The 15,152-nt window shown below is 69.3% G+C and carries 11 protein-coding genes; 7 read left to right on the top strand and 4 right to left on the bottom strand.

The window, feature by feature from the left end:
* Positions 1-50 precede the first annotated feature (50 nt).
* Positions 51-1,760 carry a maltose alpha-D-glucosyltransferase gene (treS, locus tag Q0Q23_RS00480; protein WP_295117653.1) on the bottom strand — a complete coding sequence of 570 codons (1,710 nt, stop codon included), beginning with the start codon at positions 1,758-1,760 and terminating at the stop codon, positions 51-53.
* A 154-nt stretch (positions 1,761-1,914) separates the two neighbouring features.
* Here treS and Q0Q23_RS00475 point away from each other — a divergent pair, with 154 nt between their 5' ends.
* The gene (locus tag Q0Q23_RS00475; protein ID WP_295117651.1) at positions 1,915-2,862 is read left to right on the top strand and encodes an alpha/beta fold hydrolase; all 948 of its coding nucleotides are present in this window, start codon (positions 1,915-1,917) and stop codon (positions 2,860-2,862) included.
* Entirely contained in the window at positions 2,859-3,950 is a 1,092-nt protein-coding gene (locus tag Q0Q23_RS00470) for a glycosyltransferase family 1 protein (RefSeq protein ID WP_295117649.1), read from the top strand. The genes Q0Q23_RS00475 and Q0Q23_RS00470 overlap by 4 nt, the downstream gene beginning before the upstream one ends.
* Before the next feature lie 21 nt (positions 3,951-3,971).
* Here the strand turns inward: Q0Q23_RS00470 and Q0Q23_RS00465 are convergent, their stop codons facing one another.
* Together Q0Q23_RS00465 and Q0Q23_RS00460 are read right to left on the bottom strand one after the other, a co-directional pair.
* Positions 3,972-4,571, bottom strand: a complete 600-nt coding sequence (locus tag Q0Q23_RS00465) for a histidine phosphatase family protein (protein WP_295117646.1) — start codon at positions 4,569-4,571, stop codon at positions 3,972-3,974.
* A 32-nt stretch (positions 4,572-4,603) separates the two neighbouring features.
* Positions 4,604-5,449, bottom strand: a complete 846-nt coding sequence (locus tag Q0Q23_RS00460; protein ID WP_295117642.1) for a Sir2 family NAD-dependent protein deacetylase — start codon at positions 5,447-5,449, stop codon at positions 4,604-4,606.
* Between the two features lie 81 nt (positions 5,450-5,530).
* Here Q0Q23_RS00460 and Q0Q23_RS00455 point away from each other — a divergent pair, with 81 nt between their 5' ends.
* The 4 genes from Q0Q23_RS00455 (at position 5,531) to Q0Q23_RS00440 (ending at position 12,357) form a co-directional block, all read left to right on the top strand.
* A complete protein-coding gene (locus tag Q0Q23_RS00455) occupies positions 5,531-6,340 on the top strand; it encodes an RNA methyltransferase (RefSeq protein WP_295117639.1) in 810 nt (269 codons plus the stop codon).
* Between the two features lie 82 nt (positions 6,341-6,422).
* Positions 6,423-7,682: a D-alanyl-D-alanine carboxypeptidase family protein gene (locus tag Q0Q23_RS00450; RefSeq protein ID WP_295117636.1), complete on the top strand. Its 1,260-nt coding sequence runs from the start codon at positions 6,423-6,425 to the stop codon at positions 7,680-7,682.
* Between the two features lie 167 nt (positions 7,683-7,849).
* Complete coding sequence (locus Q0Q23_RS00445; RefSeq protein WP_295117634.1) at positions 7,850-10,147, top strand: acyltransferase family protein; 2,298 nt, start codon at positions 7,850-7,852, stop codon at positions 10,145-10,147.
* A 101-nt stretch (positions 10,148-10,248) separates the two neighbouring features.
* Positions 10,249-12,357 carry an acyltransferase family protein gene (locus Q0Q23_RS00440; RefSeq protein WP_295117631.1) on the top strand — a complete coding sequence of 703 codons (2,109 nt, stop codon included), beginning with the start codon at positions 10,249-10,251 and terminating at the stop codon, positions 12,355-12,357.
* 3 nt (positions 12,358-12,360) lie between these two features.
* Here Q0Q23_RS00440 and Q0Q23_RS00435 read toward each other — a convergent pair whose 3' ends face one another.
* Positions 12,361-13,149: an SGNH/GDSL hydrolase family protein gene (locus tag Q0Q23_RS00435; RefSeq protein ID WP_295118069.1), complete on the bottom strand. Its 789-nt coding sequence runs from the start codon at positions 13,147-13,149 to the stop codon at positions 12,361-12,363.
* Positions 13,150-13,349: 200 nt separating this feature from the next.
* Here Q0Q23_RS00435 and Q0Q23_RS00430 point away from each other — a divergent pair, with 200 nt between their 5' ends.
* Positions 13,350-15,131, top strand: a complete 1,782-nt coding sequence (locus tag Q0Q23_RS00430; protein WP_295118066.1) for a DEAD/DEAH box helicase — start codon at positions 13,350-13,352, stop codon at positions 15,129-15,131.
* Positions 15,132-15,152 lie beyond the last annotated feature (21 nt).

Genomic DNA, 15,152 nt, shown 5'->3' with positions numbered 1-15,152 from the left:
GTCCCGAAAAGGCCGTTCTGCGGGCGTTGACGTGCCCCTCGGCGAGCAGATTACGCCCGGCGCGGCTCGATGTGGAGCCAGTAGAAGCTCTGCGTGCCCAGGGTCAGCGTGAACCGGCCGTCCTCGGCGACGGTCGGGAACTCGGCGCCGCCGAAGAGGTCGTAGAGCACCGCGCCGGCGAACTCGGGAGCCTCGAGGGTCACCGAGACCGGGTTGTGCGCGAACGAGAACACGCACAGCACGTCCTCGGGCTGGTCGCCGAAGTGGGTGCCGCTGCCCGCATAGCTGCGCACGAACGCCAGCACCGACTCGTGATCGGTCGGGAGGACGCGCATGTCGCCGAGCCCGAACACCGGGTGCGCCTTGCGCACGTGGATGACGTTGCGGATCCAGTGCAGCAGCGAACGGGACTGCGCGAGCTGCGCCTCCACGTTGACCTGGTTGTAGTGGTAGACCAGCGACTGGACGATCGGGAGGAACAGCTTCCCCGGGTCCGCTGTGGAGAAACCGGCATTGCGGTCAGGCGTCCACTGCATCGGGGTGCGCGAGCTGTCGCGGTCGGGCAGCCAGATGTTGTCACCCATCCCGATCTCGTCCCCGTAGTAGAGGAACGGGCTCCCGGCCAGCGAGAACAGGAGAGCGTGGGCGAGTTCGAGCTCGGCGCGCGAGTTGTCGAGCAGCGGGGCGAGGCGGCGGCGGATGCCGATGTTCGCGCGCATCCGCGGGTCGTAGGCGTACCAGCCGTACATCGCCTGCCGGTATTCTTCGCTGACCATCTCGAGCGTCAGCTCGTCGTGGTTGCGCAGGAAGACTCCCCACGCCGAGCCGTCGGGGACGTCGGTCGTCTCCGACATCACGCGGATGAGCTCGTTCGCCTGCTGGCTGCGCAGCGCATAGAAGATGCGCGGCATGACCGGGAAGTCGAAGGCCATGTGACACTCCGGCTCGTCTTCGGTGCCGAAGAACGCCGCCACCTCGCGCGGCCACTGGTTGGCCTCGGCGATCATCATCCGGCCGGGGTAGTCGCGGTCGACCATCGTCCGGAGCTTCTTGATGAACTCGTGCGTGGGCGGCTCGCCCTCGCCGTTGCCCTCGTCCGACTCGTACAGGTACGGGATGGCGTCGAGGCGGAACCCGTCGACGCCCAGATCGAGCCAGAACCGGACCACGTCGAACATCGCGTCGTGCACGGCGGGGTTCTCGAAGTTGAGGTCGGGCTGGTGCGAGAAGAACCGGTGGAAGAAATACTGCCGCCTGGCCTCGTCGAAGGCCCAGTTGGAGTCCTCGGTGTCGACGAAGATGATCCGGATGTCCGGCCACTTGTCGTCGGTGTCGTTCCAGACGTAGAAGTCGCCGTACGGTCCCTCTGGGTCGCTGCGCGACTGCTGGAACCACTCGTGCTGGTCGGACGTGTGGTTCATCGGCAGGTCGATGATGATGCGCATGTTGCGCTCGTGCGCCTTGGTCACCAGATCGCGGAATTCGTCGATCGTTCCGAACTCGGGGAGGATCGCCTTGAAGTCGGAGACGTCGTACCCGCCGTCGCGCAGGGGCGACTGGAAGAAGGGCGGCAACCACAACGCGTCGATGCCGAGCCACTGCAGGTAGTCGAGCTTGGAGGTGAGCCCGGCGAGGTCGCCCGAGCCGTCGCCGTTGCTGTCGACGAACGAGCGGACCATGACCTCGTAGAACACCGCGCGGCGGTACCACTGGGGGTCGAGGGTCAGACCGGGCAGCGTGATGGGAGCGGTGAAGCTCACGGTTCTCCTTTTCGAGCGCTGGGCCCGGGGGTCGTGCACGTGGGGCATGCAAGCGATTACATCCAGAGAAGTCTAGGACCTGCGCGCCGTGCTGTGTCCAGTCCCTGCGGCACATTCACGGCGCGCCGGGCCGCGCCGCTTAGACTGGACGGCGATGACCCCCACGACACGGTACGCCGCCTCGCCGTACGCGGAGGCGCTCGGCCGGGTTCCCGTCCGGCAAGGCGAGCTCCCGCTGCTGGGCGGGATGACGCACTACTGGGAGTACGGCGCCCCCGACGCCGACACGACGGTGGTGCTCGTGCACGGGTTCCGAGGCGATCACCACGGTCTCGAGCCCGTCGTGGCCCAGCTGCACGGTCTGCGGCTGATCTCGCCCGACCTCCCGGGATTCGGCGAATCCACCCCGATGACCGAGCGCGCCCACGACATCGACGGCTATTCGCAGTGGCTGCGCGCGTTCGTGGCCGCGCTGGGCATCGAGGGGCGGGTCGTCCTCCTCGGCCATTCGTTCGGCTCGATCGTCGTGTCGGCGTCGCTCGCCCACGCGGGAGGTGCGCGGCCTGCTGCGGTCGTGCTCGTCAATCCCATCGGCCAGCCTGCGCTCGCCGGGCCGCGCGGGGTGCTGACGCGGCTCGCGATCTTCTACTACTGGCTGGCGGCGGCGCTGCCGGAACGACTCGGCTTCGTGCTGCTGCGCAACCGCGTGATCGTCAGGGTCATGAGCGAAGCGATGGCCAAGACGCGTGATCGCGGGCTGCGTTCCTGGATCCACGGCCAGCACGACAGCTACTTCTCGGCCTTCCGCGACAGGCGGGTCGTGCTGGAGGCGTTCCGTGCGTCGGTGTCGCACGACGTCAGCGGGTACGCAGCACGCATCCCCGAGCCGACGCTCCTGGTGGCCGCGGTGGACGATGACATCACGCCGATCGCGGCCGAGCGGCGGCTCCGCGGCCTCTTTCCCGACGCACGACTCGTCGAGATCGCCGACGTCGGGCATCTCATCCACTACGAGAAGCCGGTGGAGGCCGCGACCGCCATCGAGGAGTTCCTGCGCTCCGCGGCGCGGGCCGAGCGGAACCGCCCGGAGGACGACAGGTGAAGATCCTCTTCGACTGCCGTTACACGCGTATCGGCCGCCACGACGGGATCAGCCGGTTCACGGCCGGACTGGTGACGGCGCTGGCCGAACGGCACGCGGTCACCATGCTGATCAGCGACCACCGTCAGCTCGAACTGCTGCCCGATCTCCCGTGGGAGCTGATCGCGTCGCCGACCTCGGTCGGCGAGCCGTGGATCGCACGCCGGGTCAACAAGCTGAAGCCGGATGTCGTGTTCACTCCCATGCAGACGATGGGCGGTTTCGGCAGACGCTACCGGCTCGTACTCACCGTCCATGATCTGATCTACTACCGCCACCCGACCCCGCCGCGCGACCTGCCGGCGTTCGTGCGCGTTCTCTGGAGGCTGTATCACCTGGCGTGGTGGCCGCAGCGACTGCTCCTCAACCGTGCCGACGCGGTCGTCACGGTGTCCGGGACGACCAAGTCTCTGATCGCCGAGCACCGGCTGACCCGCCGTCCCGTCTCCGTGGTCCCGAATGCGGCCGACATGCCGGCGATCCCGGAGGAGCGCGCGGCTCGCACGCAGCCCGAATCGAAGAGCCTCGTCTACATGGGGTCGTTCATGCCCTACAAGAACGTGGACACCCTCGTTCGCGCGGCGGCGCAGCTTCCTGACTACCGCCTGCACCTGATGAGCCGGGTGACCCCGGCCGAGCGCGAGCGGCTCACCGCCCTCGCCCCCGGCGCACAGCTGGTGTTCCATGACGGCGCCAGCGACGAGGACTACGCCGAGACCCTTGCGCGAGCGACCGCGCTCGTCACCGCTTCCCGCGACGAGGGCTTCGGCATCCCGCTCGTCGAATCGATGACCCTCGGGACGCCGGTGGTCGTGAGCGACATCCCGATCTTCCGGGAGATCGGCGGGTCGTCGGCGCTCTACTTCCCGGCCGACGACGCCGATGCGCTCGTCGCGCGTGTGCGCCACCTGGAGGAGCCGGGTGTCTGGGCGGAGCGGTCGGCCGGCTCACGACGGGAGGCCGCGCGGTTCACCTGGGACGCCTCCGCCGAGCACCTCATGACCGTGCTGACCGCCACCGCTGCGCGCGCACCGCGACCCGGCCGCTGAGCGGAGCCCGCGCGACCGGACTCAGAGCACCGACGCCGTGAACAGGTCGTGGTCCTCGGGGCCGAGGTTGAACCGATCGAGCGTCAGCCGGCCGTCCTCGTAGCGGAAACGGTGCACCGAGCCGTTCGGGATGACCTCCCCCGGACCGGGGAGGGCGTGGTTGGTCACGTGGCGCACGAGCGAGCTGATGACGCCCCCGTGGCTGACGACGATGAGGTTCTCGCCCGGGTGCGCATCGCCGAGCTCCAGCAGCGCGGGGAGCGCACGCTGCACGACCTCCTCGCGCGACTCCCGGCCGGGAACCGGCGTCCCCTCCGGCCAGCGCTCCAGGATCTCCGCCCCGGTCAGCCCCTCCGCCTCGCCGTAGCGGCGCTCGGCGATCGCGGGGATGCGGTGCGGCTCACCGAGGCCGAGATGGCCGGCGATGATCCGCGCCGTGTCCACCGCCCGGCTGAGCGGGCTGGCGAAGACGGCGTCGAAGCGACCGCCGGCGAGCGCACGACCGGTGGCCTCGGCCTGCTCGCGGCCGGTGCTGTTGAGCGGGATGTCGCTGGAGCCCTGGATGCGCTTGGCCAGATTCCAGTCGGTCTGGCCGTGCCGCACGAGCGAGATGAAGGTCACGCACGTCCTTTCGTCGAAGGACGCGCGTCGCGCTAGGCGAGCCGGTGTGCGAGCTCGACCAGCGTCTCGGTGGTCCCGCCGTCCAGCTTAATGGTGGCTCTGCCGTCGCCTTTGGTCTCGCCGCGGTTGACGATCACGATGGGCAGGCGCCTGCGCCTTGCCTCCTCGAGCAGCCGGATGCCGGAGTTGACCACCAGCGACGACCCGGCGATGACGAGCGCGTCGGCCCCGCGGACGAGCGCGCTGGCCTCGCGGTACTTCTCTGCCGGGATGAACTCGCCGAAGAAGACCACGTCGGGCTTCAGCCGGCCCCCGCACACGGTGCAGTCGGGCACGACGAAGGAGTCGACGTCGGTCACGATCGCGTCGCCGTCCGGCGCGATCTCGACGGCGCCTTCGGCGTCGAGCCACGGGTTGGCGGCGTCGATGCGCGCCGTGATCGCCTCGCGCGCGAAGATCTGACCGCACACCAGGCAGAGGACGCGATCCATCGAGCCGTGGAGGTCGACGACCCGCCGGCTGCCCGCCTGCTTGTGCAGACCGTCGACGTTCTGGGTGACGACCCCGTTCGCGGCGCCCGCCGCCTCCAGGGCCGCCAGCGCCCGGTGACCGGCGTTGGGATTCGCCGCGGCGAAGCGGCGATAGCCGACGTGGCTTCCCGCCCAGTAGCGCCGGCGGTAGCGGTCGTCGGCGAGGAACTGCTGGAACGTCATCGGCGTGCGCTTCGGGGCGCCCTCACCGCGGTAATCGGGGATGCCCGAGTCGGTCGACACCCCCGCTCCGGTGAGGACCGCGAAGGTGCGGCCGGCGAGCAACGAGGCGGCCTCGTCGATGCCCCGGGCCAGCTCGGGGGAGAGCTCCGTCGTCAGTGTGGTCACTGTCACCTCCCGGTCGGTCCTCTCTGGAGTCTAAACCGGCCGCTTTTCGGATTTGTTTCCGGGGACTGGCAATCTGGACGAGTGCAGATCCATCGCGTGACCGACCTGACCGCCGACGGCCTCGCCGACTACTCCCGTCTCACCGACGTCGCGCTGCGGCGGGTGAGCGAGCCGGAAGGCGGCCTCTATATCGCGGAGTCCACCAAGGTCATCACGCGCGCGCTGGCCGCAGGCCATCGTCCGCGTTCCGTGCTGCTGCAGGAGCAGTGGCTCGATGACGTGGCCCCACTCCTGGAGCCGTTCCCGGACGTGCCGGTGTTCGTGGGGGAGTCCGCGCTGCTGGAGCAGCTGACCGGCTACCACCTCCACCGGGGTGCGCTCGCCGCGATGCACCGGCCGACGCTGCCCGGCCCCCGGGAGCTGCTGGCGGGTGCGCGCCGGGTGGTGGTCCTCGAGGACATCGTGGACCACACGAACGTCGGGGCGATCTTCCGCAGCGTCGCCGGCCTCGGCGCCGACGCGGTCCTCGTCAGCCCGCGGTGCGCCGACCCGCTGTACCGGCGCAGCGTACGGGTGAGCATGGGGACGGTGCTTCAGGTGCCGTGGACGCGCCTGCCGGAATGGGACGAGGCGGCGCCGCTCCTGCACGAGGCCGGGTTCCAGATCGCGGCGCTCGCCCTCGCGGACGACGCGGTCGCGCTCGACGACTACGCCGCCGCCGCGCCGGAGCGCGTCGCGCTCGTGTTCGGCGCGGAGGGCGACGGGCTCAGCAGGCGGGCGCTCCGCGCGGCGGACAGCGTCGTCACCATCCCGATGCTGCACGGTGTGGACTCGCTGAACGTGGCGTCCGCGAGCGCGGTCGTGCTCTGGGCGATGCGTGTCGGCCACTGAGGGAGGTCGGCCGGGCGGCCCGAATCGTGCACCGCTGGCGCGTTCTCAGGAGATGCCTGCGCAGGTTCCGTAGACTCCGAACGTGCCTCAGCAAGTTCTCGCCGATCCGCCGCGCCGTCTGAACCGCAAGCAGGTGTATCGGCGTCGCCGGGTGGCCGTCTTCGGAGTGGGCGGCGCGCTGCTTATCGCTCTGCTGTACCTCGCAGCCTCGATCGTCACCCCGGTGCCCGCGACGGCGGCGGTGACCCAGCATGAGAAGTCGCTCACCCAGGCCGCGGCGCAGCTGGCGTGGCCCGGCTACGGGTCGGCCGCGATCACGGCGCCCGATTACCCGGGTGCCACCGAGTACCACGGCAGCGACGCCAGCATGCCCATCGCCAGCATGACCAAGACGGTCACCGCCCTCGTCGTGCTGAACGCCAAGCCGCTCGACGGATCCTCCGAGGGGCCGACGATCTCGTTCACGCAGAAGGACGTCGACATCTGGAACGAGGTCATCGCGGACGGCGGCTCGTGGGCCCCGGTCAAAGCGGGCACCTCGATGACGGAGAAGCAGGCTCTCACCGCGATGCTTCTGCCCTCCGCGAACAACTACGCGATCTCGCTGGCGAACTGGGCGTACGGGTCCACCTCGGCCTACGTCAAGGCCGCGAACGCGTGGCTCGGTTCCAAGGGCTTCACCGGCACCAAGGTGGTCAGCCCGGACGGCCTCGACCCCGCGAACGTCAGCACGACGAAAGACCTGATCGGCCTCGGCAAGCTGGTGCTCGCCTCTCCCGTGCTGTCGTCGATCGTCTCGCAGAAGTCCGCGACGCTTCCCGGAGCGGGGGCACAGGACAACACCAACGCGCTGCTCGGCGTGGACGGGGTCGACGGCATCAAGACCGGCAACACCGACGAGGCGGGATACTGCCTGTTGTTCTCAGCGGAGGTGCCCGTCGGGAAAGTGAAAGTGCGGGTGCTGGGCGTCGTGCTCGGCGCGTCGGACCACGACACGCTGTGGGCCGGCGTGACCGGCCTGCTGACCAGCATGCAGGCGGGCTTCCACGAAGTGGACGCGGCCACGACCGGGCAGGCGTTCGGCTCCTACACGACCCCGTGGGGCGCGTCGTCGAACCTCGTCGCCACCAGCGGTCAGTCGTTCGTGGTGTGGTCGGACACACCGATCCAGGTCGACCTCATGACACGCCCGATCCAGTCGGGGTTCAAGGGCGACGTGGTCGGCCGCATCACTTTCACGCTCAACGGGTCCACGAAGACCGTCGACCTCGCTTTGGCGAAGGACGTGCCCGACCCGGGATTCGGATGGCGTCTGGCCCACCCGGGCGGCCTCGGGGCCTGACACGCCCGGGGCTCCTGCCGCGCAGATGATTGCTCGGGTGAGGGCCGGGGTGAGCGGCTCGGACTGAGCCCAGACGGCCGGGGCGGTGGAGGCGGAGCAGCCTCCGGGACGTCCGATTCGGCGCGCTAGCGTCGGTGCTTCACCGCACCCGACGAGGCCCCGACCACATGACATCAGACACCCAGCCCCGTACCCGCGCAGAATCGGGCGCGCGCCGGAGGTCGGCGACGCCATCGGCGCGCACGCTGCCCGTCGTGCGCTCGAAGAAGCGGATGGATCTGCAGGGTCTCCGCGCGCTCGCCGTCGGGCTGGTCATCCTGAACCACGCGTTCGAGTGGCCGGCGGGCGGGTTCGTCGGTGTCGACATCTTCTTCGTCATCTCCGGCTTCCTCATGACATCGCTGCTCTACCGCGAGTACGAGCGCTCGGGCACCATCAAGTTCTTCGCCTTCTACCGGCGACGCATCCGGCGGCTCATCCCCGCGTCGGCGACCGTGATCGCCGTCACACTCATCGGTGCGTGGGCGTTGTTCGCCACGGGCCGGTTCATGTCGACCGTGTGGGACGGGATCGCCTCGCTCTTCTTCGTGTCGAACTGGCGTTTCGCGGCTGAGGCGACGGACTACTTCGCTCAGGGCGCGCAGACCTCCCCGCTCCAGCACTACTGGTCGCTCAGCCTGGAGGAGCAGTACTACCTGGTGTGGCCGGTCGCCGTCCTCGTGATCGCGATGCTGGTGATCCGGGAGCGTCATCCCCGCGTCCTCGCCGCTGCCGTGTCCCTGGTGATCACTGCAGGCCTGTTCCTGGTCTCCCTCCAGCTCACGCAGTCCGACAGCGCCACCGCGTACTTCATCACGCCCGCCCGGCTCTGGGAGCTCTCGGTGGGGGCGACGATCGCGTTCTGCATGCCGCTCTTCGACCGGCTGCCATCGCTGTGGCGGCCGCCGATCATGCTGCTGTCGCTTGCGGGCATGCTGCTCGCGGCGGCGATCACGCCGTCGGATCAGGGCTTCCCTGCGCCCTGGGCGCTGCTGGCGGTCGTCAGCGCCGCCGTCTTCATCGCCTTCCCCTGGCGACCCGCGCGGAGGCCGTGGCTCAACCCGCTCGACAACCCGGTCTTCACCCATCTCGGCGACATCTCGTACTCTCTCTACCTCTGGCACTTCCCCGCCCTGATCCTGATCACCGAAGCCTTTCGGGGGTTGCCGGGGGACAAGACCGCGATTCCCGCCGTCGTGTCGATCGCGGTGACCCTCGTCGTGGCGGAGTTGTCGTTCCGCTTCGTCGAGGAGACAGTGCGCCGTTCGAAGTGGTTGGAGCCCAACCCGAGGCGCCGAAGCTCTTCGATCAACAGGGTGCAGGCCGTGGTCCTCACGGCGACATCGCTGGTCGCGATCGTCGCGGTGGTCGCGACGTTCGTCGTCGACAATCAGGCGAAAAGCGGAGGACCGAGCGAGACGGGGCCGTCGCAAGCCGCGCCGGCGCCGGTCCAACCCGGTGCGGAGGGACAAGCGCTGACAACGATCAAAGCTGCGTTGAGCGCCGCACTCGAGGCGACGCAATGGCCGGAGACCACGCCGTCCTTCGACAGCATCGTGGCGAAGTATCAGCGCGACGCGGCCACCGACGCATGCGCGAACCCGGGTCGTCCGCCGGTCGACCGATGCACCTGGGGGTCGCCGGACGCCCCCTACTCCGTGGTGCTCGCCGGCGACTCGACGTCGGTCGCTTACCTGCCGCTCTTCCGCGCGCTGGCCGAGGGGTCGGAGGGACGGATCAAGGTCACCTCGCTCAGCATGTACTCCTGCCCGTTCATCGACCTCGCCACCCTGATGAACGCGGCGTCGCAGGCGGCGTGCCCCGATCGGCGGGCCTACGCCGTCGAGACGATCGCTTCGCTGAAGCCCGATCTGCTCGTCGTCACGAACAGCTACCTCATCCAGCAGCGCTACCCGGCCGGCAACGGTGCGGTCACGATGGAGGAGTACGGCGACGCACTGCTGAGCTACCTCACCACGCTGTCGCCGGACGTCGGAACCATCGCGCTGCTGGCCCCGCCGAGCGCGGACAAGGACATCCGCGAGTGCTACTCCCCGCGCACCAGCCCCAAGGAGTGCGTCTCGCAGGTGACAGCGGAGTGGAAGAAGCGCGCGGAGGGCGATGCCGCCTGGGCGAAGCGGGTGCCCAACGCGAAATGGATCGACACCCGCGATCTCTTCTGCGTCAGCGGACGGTGCCCCGCTTTCGCCGCGGGAATGCCGATCAAGTTCGATCAGGTCCACCTCACCGAGGAATACTCGCGCCACATCGCCGCTGGAATGACAGAGCTGCTGGCGAAGAACGACATCCACCTGGGCGACGCCTCTGGATCGGGCGCGACGCCCGGTCCGGAAGCGTCGACGGGCGAGCAACCGCCGGCAAACGATACGTCGACCGACGAAGCGGGCCAGGAGAACGGTCGTTGATGGAGACCGTCCCCGAATCCGCGAAAGCCCCACGCCCCGCGGCCCGCCGCCGTGAGGTTCCTCGAGAGGCGGCTCGGTCCGCAGCAGCTACAGGACGATCCGTGAAGCGCCTCGACCTCCAGGGGCTCCGTGCGCTCGCGGTCGGTCTGGTGGTGCTCAATCACGCGTTCGAGTGGCCGGCGGGCGGATTCATCGGTGTGGACATCTTCTTCGTCATCTCCGGGTTCTTGATGACGTCGGTTCTGCACCGCGAGTACGAACGCAGGGGGCGCATCGACTTCCTCGGGTTCTATCGGCGACGCATCCGTCGCTTGATCCCGGCCTCGGTCGCCGTACTCCTGGCGACGGTGATCGGCGCCTGGGCCGTGTTCACGTCCGGCCGCTTTCTTGCGACCGTCGGGGACGCCGTGGCATCGCTGTTCTTCGTCGCCAACTGGCGGTATGCGGCAGAGGCCACCGACTATTTCGCTCAAGGCGCTCAGACTTCGCCGCTGCAGCACTATTGGTCGCTCAGCCTCGAGGAGCAGTACTACCTCGTCTGGCCGCTGGCGATCCTTCTGATCGCGCTCCTCGTCGGTCGGTCGCGGCGGCCACGGGTCTTCGGTGCCCTCATCACACTCGCGATCACGGTCGCGCTCTTCCTGCTCTCCCTTCATCTCACCCAGGCCGATATCGGAACGGCGTACTTCATCACGCCGGCGCGGCTCTGGGAGCTGTCGGTCGGAGCGACTGTGGCCCTCTGCATGCCCTGGTTCTCGAAGCTCCCACGAGGGTTCCGGCCCGCCATCGCCCTGCTGGCATTGTCGGGCATGGTCGCGGCAAGCATCATCACACCCGCCGACCACGGCTTTCCCGCGCCGTGGGCAGCCGTCGCCGTGCTCAGCACAGCTGCCTTCATCGCCTTCCCCTGGCAGCCGAAGCGGGCGTGGCTCAATCCGCTCGACAACCCGTTCCTCAGCTATCTCGGCGACATCTCCTACTCGCTGTATCTGTGGCACTTCCCCGCGCTGATCCTGGTGACGGAACTGGCGCGCGGAACCGCCGGTCACGGCACGCCGATCCCGGCCCTCGAATCCATCGCGCTCTCGCTCGTGCTCGCCGCACTCTCGTACCGATTCATCGAAGAACCGGTGAGGCACTCCGCGTGGCTCGAACCGTCGAAACGCAAGCGGCGCAACACCCGATCGGCGCCCCAGCTGTACCGGTCCATCGCCATGGCCGGGATCTCCGCCGTGGCGATCGTGGCGGTCGTGTTCGCTCTGATGGTGGACAGGGGCGCGCGCGTCGAACAGCCCGAGCCGGCGCAGGGAGCCGGGGGATCGACGTCCACGGCCGCGCCGACAGGGGGCGAGGCTCCCGCCGCGATCACGGCCGAGTTGACCGCGGCCCTGGGCATGAAGGAATGGCCGGAGATCACCCCGGCGCTCGACGCGGCCGAGAACTCGGCCCGCAGCGCGGACTTCGACGCGTGCTCGGTACCGGCGTACCCCGGTGTCGACTCGTGCACGTGGGGGTCGGCTGATGCTCCCGTGACCATCGCTGTCGTCGGAGACTCCACGTCCGTGGGGTATCTGCCGCTGCTCCGGACGCTCGTCGACGCGTCGAACGGTCGACTGAGGATGACGGCATTCGGTATGTACGGATGTCCCTTCATCCCGATCTCCATCGACGCGGGGAACGCGGCGTACAAGGAGGCGTGCCCGGCCCGAAAGGAGATGGCGATCGAGGAGATCAGCACGATGAAGCCGAGCTTCGTCTTCGTCTCCAATCTCACCGGGCCGATCAAGACGCTCGACGGTGAGGTGCTGACGGTCGCTCAGTACAAGGCCGGCCTGGACGAGTATCTGAAGAAGGTGGCCCCCGACACAGGGAAGGTCGTGATGTTCGCGACACCTCCGGAAGACAAGGACATCCGCGAGTGCTACACGCCGCGGAGCGCGCCGTCAGCCTGCGTCACGCACGTGCAGACGAGGTGGAAGCAGCTCAACTCCGCGGACGAGGCCGTCGCGAAATCGGTCGGCGGGGTGTGGGTGGATACACGGCCGCTGTTCTGTGTCGACAACAAGTGCCCCGCGTTCGCCGCCGGAATCCCGATCAAGTTCGACATGATCCACATCACCGAGGCCTGGTCGCGACACGTCGCCTCCGCAGCCGCAGTCCTCCTCGACCAAGCGGGGGTGGACCTGACCGGTGCAGCAGCTGCTCCGTAGTCCTCAGTCGGACTCGATGAGGAACGGGCCGGCCTCCGGGCGCTTGGGCAGCACATGGTCGCCGGAGGACTGGTGGCGGATACGCCGGACGACCCAGGGCACGAGGTACTCGCGGGCCCAGGACAGGTCCTCCGCACGGGCCTGACGCCACGTGCGCGGCGGCAGCGGTTCCGGTTCGAGCGGCTGGAGGTCGTTCTCGACGTTCAGAGCGGCCAGCACCATCCGGGCGACCGTGTGGTGCCCGAGCGGGGCCAGGTGGAGGCGGTCGGGCGCCCACATCCGCTGGTCCTGGATCTCGGTGAGCGACCACTGGTCGGCGACGATGGCGTCGTAGCGCGCCGCCACGGCGCGGACGTTCTCGTTGTAGATCGCGACCTTGCCGCGGATGCCGCGGAACACGGGCGAGAAGCCGACGTCCACACCCGTGAAGACCACCACGGTCGCGCCGTCCGCGCTGAGACGTCGCACGGCCTCGTCGAAGAGCGCCGCGATCTGGTCGGGGTCGGTCCCGGGGCGGATGACGTCGTTGCCGCCCGCGGAGATCGTGATGAGGTCCGGGCGCAGGGCCAACGCCGGCTCGACCTGCTCGTCGAGGATCTGCTTGATGAGCTTGCCGCGCACGGCCAGGTTGGCATACGCGAAGTCCTCGGTCTGCGCGCTCAGGACCTCCGCGACGCGGTCGGCCCAGCCGCGATGACCGCCCGGGCTCAACGGCTCGGGGTCGCCGATCCCCTCGGTGAACGAGTCGCCGAGCGCGACATAGCGGGACCACGGGTGCTGGGCTTCGACCATTCCTCCATTCTGCATCGTGACGACGTCACGGTTCACGTCGTCGGGCACGCTGTCAGACGCCTCGGGTAGATTTGATCCAAGTGGAGACGACAGCAGCACCCCCGCCCGGCGAGCACTCGCCTGGCGGTGCCGTACCCACCGGCGGCGAGGGTCGCGCCGCCGACGTCGACCACGTCGACCACACGGCGGCCGAGCCGAGCGTGGGCGCACGTGCGGGCAGTTTCGCCGCCGAGCATCTCTCGCCGTCGTTCCCCGAGCGGGCCGCCTGGGGAACGGCCGGCAAGCTGCGGGCCTGGCAGGCGGAGGCGCTCGACGCCTACTTCGTCAACGAGCCGCGCGACTTCCTCGCCGCTGCGACCCCGGGTGCGGGCAAGACCACGTTCGCACTGCGCCTCGCCACCGAGCTCCTCTCGCGCCGCATCGTCGAGCGCGTCACCGTCGTCGCTCCGACCGAGCACCTCAAACGGCAGTGGGCGGAGGCCGCGGCGCGGGTCGGCCTGCACCTCGACCCCGATTTCCGCAACGCGGAGGGCCGCTACGCCCGGCACTACAAGGGCGTCGCGGTCACCTATGCCCAGGTCGCGATGCGGCCCAGCCTCCACAAAGACATCACCGAGTCCTATCGCACGCTGGTCATCCTCGACGAGGTGCACCACGGCGGCGACGCGCTGAGCTGGGGCGACGGCATCCGCGACGCGTTCGAGCGCGCGACCAGGCGGCTCTCGCTCACGGGCACCCCGTTCCGCTCCGATACGGCGCCGATCCCGTTCGTCACCTACCTGCCCGACCGACAGGGCATCCGCACCTCGGTCACCGACTACAACTACGGCTACGGCCGGGCCTTGAGCGACGGCGTCGTGCGGCCGGTGATCTTCATGATCTACGCCGGTCACATGCGCTGGCGCACCAAGACCGGCGACGAGATGGAGGCGCGCCTCGGCGAGGGGAACACCAAGGACATCACCTCGCAGGCCTGGCGCACCGCCCTCGACCCGCGCGGCGAGTGGATCCCGGCCGTGCTGAGCGCCGCCGACCGACGGCTGACGGAGGTGCGCAACTCCATCCCGGACGCCGGCGGTCTGGTGATCGCGACGGATCACTACGCGGCGCGCGCCTACGCCGACATCCTGGAGCAGATCAGCGGCGAGCCGGTGACCGTCGTGCTCTCCGACGAGAAGGAGGCGAGCGACCGGATCGCGGAGTTCTCGGCGGGCGACTCCCGCTGGATGGTCGCGGTCCGGATGGTCTCCGAAGGCGTCGACGTGCCGCGTCTCTCCGTCGGCGTCTATGCGACCAGCGCCTCGACTCCACTCTTCTTCGCACAGGCGATCGGGCGCTTCGTGCGGGCGAGGCGGCGCGGAGAGACGGCGTCCGTGTTCCTGCCGAACGTGCCCACCTTGATGGCGCTCGCCAACGCGCTCGAGCTCGAACGCGATCACGCCCTCGACCGGTCGACGGCAGAGGGCGCCGAGGGCGACCTCTGGAACCCGGAGGACGCGATGATGGCCGAGGCGAACCGCGAGGAGCGCGCGTCCGAGGCGCTCACAGAGCAGTTCGCGTTCGAGGCGCTGGGCTCCGAAGCCAACTTCGACCGGGTCGTCTACGACGGCCGCGAGTTCGGCGGGTTCGCCGTGCCCGGCTCCGACGAGGAACTCGACTTCATCGGCCTGCCCGGCATCCTGGAACCGGAGCAGGTGCACGACCTCCTCATGCAGCGGCAGCAGCGGCAGTCGCGCAGGCACAGCTCGCGGCCCGCGGCGGCGGAGGGCCATCCGCCCGCACCGCTGCACCGCACGCTCAAGGAACAGCGACAACTGCTCAACAGCCTGGTCGGCCTGTACTCGAAGAACTCCGGCGAGCCGCACGGACTGATCCACGCCGAGCTGCGGCGGGTCTGCGGCGGCCCGGCGGTGGCGCAGGCCAGCGTGTCACAACTCCAGGCGCGCATCGAATGGCTGCGCAAACGGATCGGGCGCGGTTGACCGGGGTCGTGCTCGGGCGCG

The organism is uncultured Leifsonia sp. (assembly GCF_945957465.1).
Taxonomy (GTDB): Bacteria; Actinomycetota; Actinomycetes; order Actinomycetales; family Microbacteriaceae; genus Leifsonia.
This window is presented reverse-complemented; position numbering and strand designations above follow the sequence as displayed.